This window comes from Micromonospora sp. KC606 (genome assembly GCF_004348675.1).
In the GTDB taxonomy this organism is placed as follows: Bacteria; Actinomycetota; Actinomycetes; order Mycobacteriales; family Micromonosporaceae; genus Micromonospora.
Genome location: NZ_SMKN01000165.1, coordinates 1 through 12,167, shown reverse-complemented (window position 1 = coordinate 12,167; position 12,167 = coordinate 1). Strand labels below are relative to the sequence as shown.

Sequence of the window (12,167 nt, the reverse complement as noted above, 5' to 3'; positions counted from 1 at the left end):
CCACTCCCCCACGTCCGGCAGCGGCGCGGGCGCGAGGCTCCACCGGAAGGTGTCATGGTGGACGACCCACCCCGGTTGGCCGACGGCGGCGGGGAGCGCGGCCGACAGGCCGGCCTCCGGACCGCGGGCCAGGGCTCGGATCGCCGCGACCCGCTCCGGAGGCACGGAGAGCACGGTGCTGTCGCCGGCGCGTACGGCGATCGCCGGGCGCAGCCGACCGTCCCATGCCGGCCGGCCCCGCCGTCGGGAACCCACGACGTGCAGGCCCGGGCCGGCGGGCCACTGCCCCAGCCAGGTGGCCAGGTGCAGGTAGAGCCGGCGGTCGAGCACCGCAGACCTCCCTCACCCCGATCCGGTACGACCAACCGTGATCACGGTACGCCGGACCGGCCGGCGGGGCCTCCCGATCGGGCGGCCGGAGGGTTCGGACGCCGCTCACCGGGGTACCGGTTCCGGGCACCGCGATACACAGAATTTACATACATCGATTGACCGTCATATCGATTTCCATACATGTACAACTTTCCTTGGGATGGTAATGGTCATGCCGAAGCAGCCGAATGACCGGTACCAGCAGGACAGCGAGCGGGCGTGGCGGGCGGCGGAGGCCGTCGGGCGTTTTCCGGGCCAGCCGCGATACCGGGAGGCACGAACCAGGCACAGGACGAAGACGACGCTCACCTGGGGCGACCTCAACAGTCTGCCAGCCGGCACCTCCTCCCGGCGCGGCCTGAGCACCCGTTGACGAGACGGGACAACGGCGACACACCGGGGCCGTCCAGGGCGGGCTTTCGCACACCTGTCGGGTAGCGTCTTGTGGTCCGAGTCCCGGTCAACGACAGGAGAAGCTCCGCGCATGGGCAAGAAGACGATCCACGTCTCCGACTTCAGCGGCACGGTGCTGCGGCCCGACGACGAAATGGTCAAGGTCGTCGTGCTCGAGCACCCTGACCTGGTGGCCGGGCCCGTGCAGCTGGACGCCACACCGGCCGAGGTGGAGAGCATCGACGACGCGACGCTGGACGTCGCCATCGTGGAGATCCACGACCGGCACGGCCACGGTGAACCGCGCCGGGTGGTGCTGACCGCCAGCGAGTTCGACGCCATGGCCACCGACACGCCGATGGCCCAGTTGCTGAAGACCGCCGAACGAGTGCGCCCACCCAAGGCGCGCAAGGGGGCGGAGAAGCTGGACTACGGCACCATCGAGCACGCCGGGAAGCCGCACCGGGGCCGGGTCACCGAGGATGAGGCCCAGCTGGTCCGGGAGCGGCTCGACGAGGTCAACAAGAGGCTGGCCGATGCCGGCATCCGGCAGATCGACCCGGCCGATCCCGAGCACGCCGCCCGGTACGGCTTCCCGACCACGTCCTGACGGCCTACCCGTCGGTGGCCGGGACACGGCGCGCACGCCCGCGCCGTGTCCCGGCCACCGACGGCACCGGCCTCGCCAGTTCGCGAACGGCCGACCCCCAGCTACCGGGCCACTTGCACGACGGCCAGGACGGCACTGACCCGCTCCTCGACTCCGGTCCTGTGCAGACCCAGGCCGGGGAGCACGCCGGCCCCGTGCTCCAGCTCCAGCAGGGCGAGCAGGATGTGCTCGGTGCCGACGGAGTTGTGCCCGAGCCGCAGCGCCTCCCGGAAGGTCAGTTCCAGCGCCTCCTTGCCCTGGGCGCCGGGTCGACCAGCGCGAACCGGTGACCCGAGAGTCGCCGGGCCAGGAGGCCGGTGCGGAACATCAGGCCAGCCTCCCCCTCACCGAGCGGGTCGGGCAGGAACCGGCTCATGGTCAACTCGGGTTGGTCCAGGTAGCCGGCGGCCAACGGAGCGCCGGCGACGTACAACTCACCAGTTTCCCCGCGCGGCACCGGACCAAGCTGCGCATCGAGGACATACAGCCGGACGTCCGGCAACGGCTCCAGGTCAGCGGTGCCGGGAACCACGGCCGCGCACAGCATCGAGGTCTCGGCGAAGCCGAACAACTCCACCTCGTCGAGTGACCCGCCGGCTCGGTCGGCCCGCAGCCGCCACCGGGCCGGAACCGGCGCGGCCGGCCCCGGGCCAATGGAGTCCCCTGCGGTCCGCCCCGGACCCTGCTCGGGCAGGACCAGCTCCGCACCGGCGAGCAGCGCGCGCATCGCCACCACCGCCGTCACCGGCGTACCGGGAGGAGCCGGTGGCAACAGCCGGTCACCGCCACCCAGCGGGGGCAGTCCGCAGTCGCCGGCGAGCCAGGCCAACTGCCGGCCACGCCACACCACACCGGCGACGCCGGGCTTCGGCGGCAGCACCACGAGCGACGCCTCCGCGTGGTCCGCGCCGACACTGACCACCGCCGGCTCCAGGGCGGCGCATGCCTGCCAGGCCGCACCGGTCACGCCCTGCCAGCGGGCCACCACCATCGGCGACCAGGGCAGCGCGGCCGAGGACCCGGCCGGCGCCAGCACCAGGCCCGGCCGGGCGTCCGCCACCGCCGCGATCGCACCGTCCGGGCGCCAACCCGCCGACAGGACGCAGGTGGCACCGGTGACCAGCACCGCGAGCGCGGCGACGAGCAGATCCGGGGCGTTACGTCCAGCGACCGCGACCCGCTCGCCCGGGCCGACACCCGATTCGGTAAGGCGTCCGGCCAGATCATCGACCAGTTCCCAGAGCAGCCGGTAGGACACCCGCAGATCTGCCGCGGACAGCGCCGGGGCATCCGGCTGCTCCCCTGCCGCCTTGCGCAACAGCCCTACCAGCGTCGCGTGTGCCGCCGGGGACGGTCGGCCGTTGCAGGCCCGCGCCCCGCCAGCGCTGCGTAGCTCCGCCACGTGCCGACCGCACGCCTGGACCGTGCCGGCGAACGGGACGACGCGCCAACCCCGAGGCGGGCGTCGGCCGATCGGCCAGACAGCGAAATCCCTGGCTTCGGTAGCCACCAGTTGGAAGTGGCGGGGCTCCTTCCGCCCAAACATGTGATGCTCCCAGACTCCCGGACACGGAACAGGCGTTTCCGACGGGGTGGCGCGAGGGCGGCGCAGCACCGACCTCGACGAACTCCGACCCGAAAAACCTAGGCGACGGCGGTCACAGCACGGTCATGCCCGCCTGCCCGGCACGGTCAAATGGTGGTGGGGTGGTCATCCATCGGCTTGATCAGCCGCGCGGCGGTCGCCTTCCGAATGGCGTCCACCCGGGACACCGCCTGCAACTTCGCGTAGATGTTGGTCAGATGCCGCTTGACGGTGGCCTCGGTGATGAACAGCCGGCTGGCGATCTGCGCGTTGCTCATCGCCTCCGCGATGAGGCGGAGCACCTCCAGCTCCCGGGCGGTCAGCGGGGTGCCGTTCGTTCGCGGCTTCTGCCGGTCCAGCCGTTCCACCGTCTCCCGGGACACCGCCAGCAGCACGCTCTGGGCGGGGCGGCGGACCACCGAGCGGACCGCGGCGACCAGGTCGTCCCGCAGGATCGTCTTCAACAGGTACGCGACCGCGCCGGCCTCCAGCAGCTCGTGCACCATGTCCGGGTCGTCGTGCATGGTCAGCACGATCACCCGGGTCTCCGGCGCCATGCGCCTGGTCTGACGGATGATGGCCGACGCGCCCGGGCCGGGCATCTCGACGTCGAGCAGCAGCACGTCCGGCCGCAGCCGGACGACCAGGCCCAGCGCCTCCGGCCCGGACGACGCCTCGCCGACCACGGCGAACTCCGGCTCGGTGGACAGCATCTCCCGGATGCCGTCCCGCAGCAGGTTGTGGTCGTCGGCCAGGCACACCCTGATCCGCGGCCGGGAAACAGCGCTCACAGGGCTGCCTCGGAGAACGGGATGCGCACCTCGACGCGGGTGCCGCGGCCGGGGGTGCTGGTCAGCTCGAGGACGCCGTGCAGCAGCAGCGCCCGTTCGTACATCGAGGGTAGGCCGCCGCTCGCCCGGTCGGGATCGCTGGTGTCGAAGCCGCACCCGTCGTCCACCACCGTGGCGGCGACCGCGTTGTCTCCCACGTCGATGGAGAGCTCCAGCCGGGTGGGATCGGCGTGGCGCAAGGCGTTGCGCGTCGCCTCCCGCATGATCAGATACAGCTCTTCGAGCACGTCGGGCGGCAGCACCTTGACGTCGCCGGTGGTCAGGATCGAGAACTGCACCGAGGCGGGCGCGTTGGCCTCCAGATAGGCGCGCAGGGTGCGTTCCAGCCCGTACTCGCCCACCGACCGGCGCAGCTCGGCGGAGAGGTGCCGCACCGTACGCAGGGCCTCGTCCAGCGACTCGATGGCGGTGTCGATCTTGACTCGGGCCTGCGCCGGATCCCGGTCGGCGTAGTGCCGGTGCAGGTCCATCTGGTGCAGGGTCAGGCCCATCTCGTGCAACACCCGGTCGTGTAGCTCCCGGGCGATCCTGGTCCGCTCCTCCTGCCGGGATGCCTGCAACTTGTCCATCAGGAAGGCCACATAGGATAGCGACGCCAGCGCCACCCGGGTCATGATGGCCTCGTGCAGGGCCCGACTGAGCCGCAGCGCGCCAGCGCTGTCCGTCGGCGGCAGGTCGCGGGTGATGACCGGTAGCATGACCTCGAACAGGGTGGTCGCCGCTCGCAGCGACTGCACCGGGTGAATGCCCCGGCGGGCCCGGTCGGCACCGATGTTGACGTTGAACAGCCGGGCCTCGCCGACCAACTCCATGGGGGACGTCTCGGACACCGACATCCGGGCGGCGATGTCGTCGAGCACCGCCTGGACCTGGACCGCCAGCTGCGCCAGGACGTCGGGGCCGTTGACCAGCTCGCTGCCCTGCCGGCGCAGCGACTCCTGAAACGCCTCGACGATCTCCCGCGCCGTCGAGGACAGTTCGGCCTCGGCTACGGGCTCCATTGCGTACGGCTTCGCCACGGATCCCCCCGCTGTCTCGCCCGAGGCTACCACGGTAGCGCCCAGGTCGCGGAGAGTAGAACCAACCGCCGTCTATGCGGTCCGTCCACAGCGGACGCCGCTGGCCGCAGGAGCCGCGCTGACGACTACTCGGCCCCGTCCAGGCGACAGCCCCTCCCGGCCCGGGTCGTTGGATCCCGACCCGGGCGCCGACGGAATCGGGCGCGGGATCGGACCGGAGCCGGATGGGCCACCTCGGACGTCCTCCCGCTCAGAGCAGGAACAGGCCCAGCACCATCAGGTGAACGGCGTACTGACTGGCCATGAAGATCCGGTACGGCCGACGCTGCCGGCGCCGGTCGGTGGCGCCCGCGCCGGTGAGCACGCAGCCGACCACCGCGGCCGCACCGACGGCCAGCACGGTCGCCGGAGCCACCAGCGCCGGAGCCACCAGCAGGGCACCGACGAGCAGCACGCCGCCGGCAACGACGACCAGCCCGGCCATCAGCCGGCGTGCGCCCCGGTCGCCGAGCAGCACCGGCAGGGTGCGACGCCCGGCCGCCCGGTCACCGGCCACGTCGGACAGGTCCTTGGTGGTGCCGGCCAGCGCCATCCACAGCGACATGGCCACCATCATCACCATCAGGTCCGGCTTGACCGGGCCACCGGCAGCCGCGCTCCCCGCCAGGTAGGTGACGATTCCACCGGCGGCGACCACCAGGACGAAACCCAGCATGTTGCCCTTCTGCGGATGGGGACCGGCCGAGTACAACCAACCGAGCGCCAGCATCAACGCCACCAGCCCGGCCATCCGCGGCGAGACCACCCCGGCCAGCGCCAGCGCGACCGCGGCCAGGCCGATCACGATCCGCCGGGCGACCCCGGCCGGCAGCGCCCCGGTGGCCAGCGGCCGGGTCGAGCCGTTTCGGCGGTCCTCGACCTGGTCGGACAGCCCGTTGAGCAGGTAGACGCACCAGGTCGCGCAGAGCCAGGCGAGCGCGCCGAGCAGCAGGGTCGCGGGGCGGGTGACGATCCCCTGCGGGGCGGCGACCGCCGCGCCGGCGAGGAACCGCAACTGGAAGATGACCTGGACGACCGGCCGGGCCTCACGCCAACTCGCCGACACGTGCCGGCCGCCCTCCGCGACGGCCACGATGATCGGCGCCGACGGCCGGACGAGACCCTCGATGCGGAAAGACCGGTCAGGCCGAATTACCGAGTGATAGGTCATGCCAATAGCCTGGCGGCGGAGAGCCTTTTGCGGTTCATCCGTGACACTGACCCGGCATACGACCATGGTCGTAGGATCAGTACCACCAACCGGCACCTTCGCCACTGCGGCAGAACCCGCCACCTTGGCCACCGCGGTGCCGCTGTTTATGGTCGGTGCGTCGTTCCCGACGAGGGGGCCGACGGAATACGGCGGTGCCAGATGTCGAGCAATGCAGAAACGTCGAGCGTCGAGCTGTTCGGCGAATTTCGGATCTCCATTCATGGTCGTCCCGTCACCAACTGGCGGGCCGGCAGGTCGCGGGCCCTGGTGCAGTACCTGCTGGTCCACCGCGGCCGGCCGGTCAGTAGGGACACCCTGCGCGAGGCGTTGTGGCCACACCTGCCACCGTCGGCCGGCGCCACCTCGGTGAAGGCCGCGGTGCACGGCGCCCGGCGTGCGCTGTGCGGGGCGGCCGACCAGCCGACGCCGGTGCGAATCTGTTCGGTGGACGGCGGCTACCTGCTCCGCGCCGACCAACTGTGGATCGACGTCGCCGCGTTCGACCGGCGGGTCAGGGCTGCCACCGCCGCCATCGCCACCGGCGACCACGGCAGCGCCGCCGAGCACTTCCGGCGCGCGGTGGCGATCTACCGGGGCCCCCTGCTGCCGAACCAGGACGCGGAGTGGGTGGTGGCGGAACGCGAGTGGCTCCGGACGCAGGCACTGCACGCCCTGCGGTTCCTCAGCGAGCAGGCGCTGGGCGTCGACGACCTCTGGACCGCGATCCACTGGAACCGCCGGGCCCTGGACGTCGACCCGTACGACCCGGCGGCGTTCGCCGTCCTGGCCGACTGCCACCGCCGGCTCGGCCACGACGCGCAGGCGCGGCGCTGGGACGACCTGGCCGTCAACCGACTGGCGGAGGTGTGACCGGCGCCGACTGCCGATCCGCGTACGACCGAAAGGAGCAGCATGACCACCACGACCTCGCTGGACCACCCGGTGCGCCCCACGCCCGGGGTTGGCCGGCCCACAGGGGTGCGGTTCCCGGCCGGGCGGCCGGCAACCGGGCTCGCCCCGCCCGCCCCGCCGCTGTCGCTGCTGAGCCGCTGTCGCGGGCGGCTGCTGCGGATCCAGCAGTCCCTGCTGAGCACCGCCGACGATTATCCGCCGCTCCTGCTGTACGTCACACAGCGGAACTGACCCCACCTGCCACCCGAATCTGACCCTGAGTCGAGGGCGTCCCGCACGTCGCGGAAAAGGCGTGCGGGACGCCCTTTTTCCGTGCCGCGCGAATGCGCTCTTGGTCGTAGTACTCCTGCCACCTTCGAGGAAATCCCACCCGGATCGGAATCCGCCACCTTGGCCAACGATCCACACGCGCCTAACGTCGTGGGCACCGATATTCCTGGACGTCTTAAGGACGTCGAATGCGAAAGGGTGAGGCCGGATGGCCGCGGATCAGCAGACGGTGTCGGTGATCGTGCCGAACTACAACTACGAGAAGACCCTGGGCGCGTGCCTGGACGCCGTGTTCGCGCAGACCCACCGCCCGTACGAGGTCATCGTCGTCGACGACGGCTCCACCGACCGGTCCCGGGAGATCGCGGCGGGATACCCGTGCCGCGTCGTCTCAGGTGGCGGCAACCAGGGCGTCTCGGCAGCCCGCAATCTCGGCGCCCGGGAGGCGCGCGGCGAGATTCTCTTCTTCGTCGACTCCGACGTGGCGCTGCGGACCGACGCGATCGCCAACGCGCTGGCGGTCATGGCCGCCGACCCGGAGTGCGGCTGCGTGCACGGCACGTACGACACCCGGCCGCTCTACGACGACGGGCCGATCGAGCACTACAAGGTCCTGCACGCGCACTGGTGGCGGCGGCGCAGCGTGGGCCGGGTGAACACGGCCGTCTTCGCGCTGGCCGCGGTGCGGCGCTCGGCGTTCCTGGCGGCCGGGCCGTTCCACGAGGGGCTCCGCGACGCCGAGGACGTCGAGTACAGCGACCGGCTCGCCCGGGTGACCGTGATCCGGTTGACCGACACGGTGGTCGGCCGGCACGACGACTGCGCCGGGCTCCGGGCGATGCTGCGCGAACAGTACCGGCGTTCGCTGCCGCTGGCGGCCTTCGCCGGGGCGCACCGGATGCGCGCCGGCAGCGTCGCGGTCAACCCCGCCCTGGGCGTACTGGCCGCTCCGATGGTCCTGGCCACGCTGCCGTTGGCGCTGGCGCACCCGGCCCTGCTCGCCGTGCCGCTGGCCTGCTTCGGGCTGTTCCTGCTGGCCGACCCGGGGCTGCTGCCGTTCGTCCGCCGGGAACGAGGGCTGGCCTTCCTGGCCTGGTTCGTCGGCGTACACCTGGTGGCCCAGCTGGCCATCGTGGCCGGCGCGGCGGCCGGCTTCGCCGCCCGGCTGCGCGGCGCCGGCGCGCCACAGCCGCTGACCCTGGCGGGAGGCCGGTCATGAGCGACCGGCAGGGTTGGCGGCGGGTGCTGCGGGGCGCGCTGACGGTCGCCTTCGTGGCGGCGGTGGCCGGCGGGGTCGCGCTGGCCCTGCGCGGACAGCAGTGGTCGACGCTGGGCCGGCTGTTGCGCCCGGACACGATCCCCTGGCTGCTCGGCGCGCTGCTGATCACCTCCGTGGGCCTGCTCTGCGGCACCCGGTCCTGGATGCTGACCCTGGCGGCGGTCGGCGCGCCGGTGCCGGCCGGTACCGGGATCCGGATGTTCTTCGTCGGCTTCCTCGGCAAGTTCGTTCCCGGCCGGGTGTGGGGCCTGCTGGCCCAGATCCGGCTCGGGGAGAAGGTCGGCATCGGCCGGGCCCGGATGGCCGGCACCTACCTGGTGAACCTGGTCGTGGTGCTGCTGACCGGAGGCGCGGTCGGACTGTTGGTCGGCCCGGCCGTGCTCAGCTCGGGGCTGGCCTGGCTGCTCGTCCCGGTCACGCTGCTGGCCGTGCTGGCCGGCTGGCCCCGGGTGATCGACGCTCTGGTCGGCCTGGCTGCCCGGGTGACCCGCCGGCCCCGCCCGCCGGTGCTGGACCGGCCGGCCGACGTGCGCCGCTCGATGGCGTGGCAGAGCCTGTCCTGGGTGCTCTCGGGCGCGCACCTGTGGATCGTCGCGGTCCTCCTCGGCGCGGACGCCCGCGCCGCCCTGCCGGTGGCTGTCGGCGCGTTCGCCCTGGCCACCACGGCCGGCACGCTCGCCCTGTTCGTGCCGGACGGGGCCGGCGTACGGGAGGTGACCATGGTCGCCGCCCTGGCCACGGTGCTGCCGCTGCCGGCGGCGGTCACCGCGGCGATCGCCAGCCGGGTGCTCACCACCCTCGCCGAGGTGCTCACCGCCGCGGTGGCGTTGGCCGCCGTCGCCGTCCGGGACCGCACGACCCGAGCCGCCGTCGTGCGGGACCGCCCGACCCGCCCGTCGACCCGGCGCCCCGCCGAGCCCGACGCCCGGCTGACCCCGACACCGGGCTGACCCCGACACCGGGCTGACCCGTCCGCCCACTCCACCCACGAATCCGATGTCCGGAAAGGAAACCCCATGTCCGAGCTACTGACCATCGACGCCGCGGAGCAGCTCTCGGTCACCCAGGTGCAGGACCTGTACCGCAGGTACGTCAACAAGAGCCAGGTCAGCCTGATGACCTCGTTCGGCTTCGGCCGGGAGCTGGTCGACCACGCCCAGGGCGCCTACATCCACACCCGCGACGGGCGGGCGATCCTGGACTTCACCGGCGGCGTCGGGGTGCTCAACCACGGTCACAACCACCCCCGCATCCTGGCCGCCCGCAAGCGCTTCCAGGAACGGCAGCGGATGGAGGTCCACAAGACCTACTTCTCGCCGTACCTGGCCGCGCTGTCCCACAACCTGGCCGCGGTGCTCCCCGGCGACCTGGACATGTCGTTCCTGCCCAACTCGGGCGCGGAGGCGGTCGAGGGCGCGGTCAAGCTGGCCTACAAGTACCACGGCGGCAAGCGCAACACGATCCTGCGCAGCGACATCAGCTTCCATGGCAAACTGCTCGGTTCCGGCAGCCTGACCGGCAGCGCGCAGAACCACTTCAAGTTTCCCGGGATCCCGGGCGTGGTCAGCTTCCCGTACGACGACCTCGACGCGGTGCGCGCGGCGGTCGACGCCACCCGGGACCGCCGGGGCAGATGCGACGTCTACGCGATCCTGATCGAGCCGTTCAGCGCCTCGACCATGCGCTGGTGCTCCGAGGAGTTCCTGCGCGGGCTGCGGGAGCTGTGCACCCGGGAGGACATCGTCCTGGTCTTCGACGAGATCTACACCGGGTGGGGCAAGACCGGCACGATGTTCTACTTCATGCGCTATCCGGGGCTGATCCCGGACGTGGTGACCACGTCCAAGTCCTTCGGTGGCGGCAAGTCCTCGATCTCCGCGTACGTGGCCCGTCGGCCGATTTTCCACAAGGCCTACGAGAGCCTCAACGACGCCCTGCTGCAGAGCACCAGCACCACGTACTACGGCTTCGGTGAAGAGACCGCCACCGCGATCGAGGCGATCAACGTGGCGGTCGACGAGGACTTCCCGGGCCGGGCCCGGGACATCGAACGGATCCTGGCACCCGGGCTGGCCCGGATCGCCAAGGAGCACCCGGACACGGTCTCCGATGTCCGCGGCGCGGGCGCCCTGTGGGGGGTGTTCCTCGACGCACCGCGCGCCCTGGACGTGGTCGCCAAACTCGCGCCGGGCGGCCTGGCCCGCGACCCCCAGTTCGGTACGAAGCTGGTCACCTGCGCGGTCGTCAGCGCCCTCTACCGAGACCACGACATTTACACGTACTACACGCTGAACGGGAAGAACCCGCTGGTGGTGGCCCCCCCGCTGGTCGTCGACCCCACCGACGTGGAGCGCTTCGTCGACCGCCTCGACCAGACACTCGCCCAGGGCCTGCCCCGGCTGGTCACCCGTTTCGTCAAGGAGAAGGTGTCGTCGCTGTGGTGAACACGAACGGCAAGACGGTGGTGGTGACCGGCGGCAGCGGAATGCTGGGCGGGCACCTGGTGCGGGCGCTGGCCGACGACGGCTGGCGGGTACGCAGCCTGGACGTCCGGGAGCCGGCCGAGCCGGTGCCGGGGGTCAGCTACACGGTCGCCGACGTGCGGGACGTCGCCCGGGTCGGCACTGCCCTGCGGGGCGCGGACGCGGTGGTGCACACCGCCGCCGCACTGCCCAGCTATCCCGAGGACGAGATCCGGTCGATCATCGTGGGCGGCACCGAGACGGTGCTGGGCGCCGCCGAACGCAGCGGCGCCGAACGGGTCGTACACGTCTCCTCGACCGCCGTGTACGGGCTGCCGAAGGTCGTCCCGACCACCGAGCGGTACCCGCGCGAGCCGGTCGACCCGTACAGCCGGGCCAAGGCTGGCGCCGAGGAGGTGGCCGAGCGGTTCCGGGCCCGCGGGATGTGCCTGCCGATGCTGCGGCCAAAGACCTTCCTCGGGCCGGGCCGGATGGGGCTGTTCTCGATGCTGTTCGAGTGGGCCGAGGAGGGCCGCAACTTCCCGGTGCTGGGCCGCGGCGACGTCCGGATCCAGATGCTGGCCATCGACGACCTGGTCGACGCGGTGCGCACCGTCCTGCACGCGCCGGGCCCCGTCGCCAACGACACGTTCAACATCGCCGCCGACCGGTTCGCCACCATCCGGGAGGACTTCCAGGCCGTGCTGGACGCCGCCGGCCACGGCAAACGGGTCGTCTCCATCCCGGCCCGCCCCGCCGTCGCCGCGTTGGAGCTGCTGCAACGACTGAAGCTCTCGCCGGTGTACGGGCGACTGATCCACAAACTGCTGGCCGACTCGTACGTGAGCGTCGACAAGGCCCGCGACGTGCTCGGCTGGACCCCGCGGCTGTCCAACCGCGACGCGATCCTGCGCACCTACGACTGGTGGCGGGCGAACCGCTCCGCCACCCCCACCTCGGCCGGCCGAACCAGCCGGGATCCCTGGAAGCAGGGCGCCCTCGGGTTGGCCAAGGCCGTCTTCTGACCGGTACCGGAGGTTTATCGTGACTGTCCTCGTCGACCCGCCGATGTTCGGCGGGTCGACGAGGACAGTCACGATAAACCTCCGGTACCGGTCAGAAG

General features: G+C 71.9%; 12 protein-coding genes and 2 pseudogenes. 8 read left to right on the top strand and 6 right to left on the bottom strand.

All coding sequences use genetic code 11. The annotated features are described in order from the left end of the window. A pseudogene (locus tag E1193_RS23885) lies at positions 1 to 330 on the bottom strand (GNAT family N-acetyltransferase); the annotation flags it as partial. 214 nt (positions 331 to 544) lie between these two features. On the opposite strand from E1193_RS23885, the gene E1193_RS23880 reads away from it, so the two are divergent. Both E1193_RS23880 and E1193_RS23875 read left to right on the top strand, forming a co-directional pair. Continuing rightward, on the top strand, positions 545 to 745 hold the full coding sequence (locus tag E1193_RS23880) for a DNA repair protein (protein WP_132185422.1): 201 nt from the start codon (positions 545 to 547) through the stop codon (positions 743 to 745). 111 nt (positions 746 to 856) lie between these two features. Beyond that, on the top strand, positions 857 to 1,375 hold the full coding sequence (locus E1193_RS23875; protein WP_132185421.1) for a hypothetical protein: 519 nt from the start codon (positions 857 to 859) through the stop codon (positions 1,373 to 1,375). Between the two features lie 101 nt (positions 1,376 to 1,476). Here E1193_RS23875 and E1193_RS23870 read toward each other — a convergent pair. The 5 genes and pseudogenes from E1193_RS23870 to E1193_RS23850 all read right to left on the bottom strand — a co-directional run. Next, positions 1,477 to 1,677: pseudogene (locus tag E1193_RS23870) on the bottom strand (Clp protease N-terminal domain-containing protein); the annotation flags it as partial. Further along, a complete protein-coding gene (locus tag E1193_RS23865; protein ID WP_132185420.1) occupies positions 1,650 to 2,960 on the bottom strand; it encodes an AMP-binding protein in 1,311 nt (436 codons plus the stop codon). The pseudogene E1193_RS23870 and the gene E1193_RS23865, both read right to left, overlap by 28 nt. A gap of 146 nt (positions 2,961 to 3,106) precedes the next feature. Next, positions 3,107 to 3,790, bottom strand: a complete 684-nt coding sequence (locus E1193_RS23860; RefSeq protein WP_243707853.1) for a response regulator transcription factor — start codon at positions 3,788 to 3,790, stop codon at positions 3,107 to 3,109. Then, entirely contained in the window at positions 3,787 to 4,851 is a 1,065-nt protein-coding gene (locus E1193_RS33390) for a sensor histidine kinase (RefSeq protein WP_132185418.1), read from the bottom strand. Before E1193_RS33390 ends, E1193_RS23860 begins: the two co-directional genes overlap by 4 nt. A gap of 268 nt (positions 4,852 to 5,119) precedes the next feature. Next, positions 5,120 to 6,079, bottom strand: a complete 960-nt coding sequence (locus E1193_RS23850; RefSeq protein ID WP_132185417.1) for a UbiA family prenyltransferase — start codon at positions 6,077 to 6,079, stop codon at positions 5,120 to 5,122. Between the two features lie 201 nt (positions 6,080 to 6,280). On the opposite strand from E1193_RS23850, the gene E1193_RS23845 reads away from it, so the two are divergent. The 6 genes from E1193_RS23845 (at position 6,281) to E1193_RS23820 (ending at position 12,069) form a co-directional block, all read left to right on the top strand. Next, positions 6,281 to 6,991: a BTAD domain-containing putative transcriptional regulator gene (locus E1193_RS23845; RefSeq protein ID WP_132185416.1), complete on the top strand. Its 711-nt coding sequence runs from the start codon at positions 6,281 to 6,283 to the stop codon at positions 6,989 to 6,991. Between the two features lie 42 nt (positions 6,992 to 7,033). Next, positions 7,034 to 7,264: a hypothetical protein gene (locus E1193_RS23840; RefSeq protein WP_132185415.1), complete on the top strand. Its 231-nt coding sequence runs from the start codon at positions 7,034 to 7,036 to the stop codon at positions 7,262 to 7,264. 247 nt (positions 7,265 to 7,511) lie between these two features. Continuing rightward, positions 7,512 to 8,522: a glycosyltransferase family 2 protein gene (locus E1193_RS23835; RefSeq protein ID WP_207922827.1), complete on the top strand. Its 1,011-nt coding sequence runs from the start codon at positions 7,512 to 7,514 to the stop codon at positions 8,520 to 8,522. Then, positions 8,519 to 9,532, top strand: a complete 1,014-nt coding sequence (locus E1193_RS23830) for a lysylphosphatidylglycerol synthase transmembrane domain-containing protein (protein WP_132185414.1) — start codon at positions 8,519 to 8,521, stop codon at positions 9,530 to 9,532. Before E1193_RS23835 ends, E1193_RS23830 begins: the two co-directional genes overlap by 4 nt. 165 nt (positions 9,533 to 9,697) lie before the next feature. Next, positions 9,698 to 11,026 (top strand): aspartate aminotransferase family protein, encoded by a 1,329-nt coding sequence (locus tag E1193_RS23825; RefSeq protein WP_207922828.1) that lies wholly within the window; start codon positions 9,698 to 9,700, stop codon positions 11,024 to 11,026. Further along, positions 11,023 to 12,069: an NAD-dependent epimerase/dehydratase family protein gene (locus E1193_RS23820; protein WP_132185423.1), complete on the top strand. Its 1,047-nt coding sequence runs from the start codon at positions 11,023 to 11,025 to the stop codon at positions 12,067 to 12,069. The genes E1193_RS23825 and E1193_RS23820 overlap by 4 nt, the downstream gene beginning before the upstream one ends. The last annotated feature ends 98 nt before the right edge of the window (positions 12,070 to 12,167 follow it).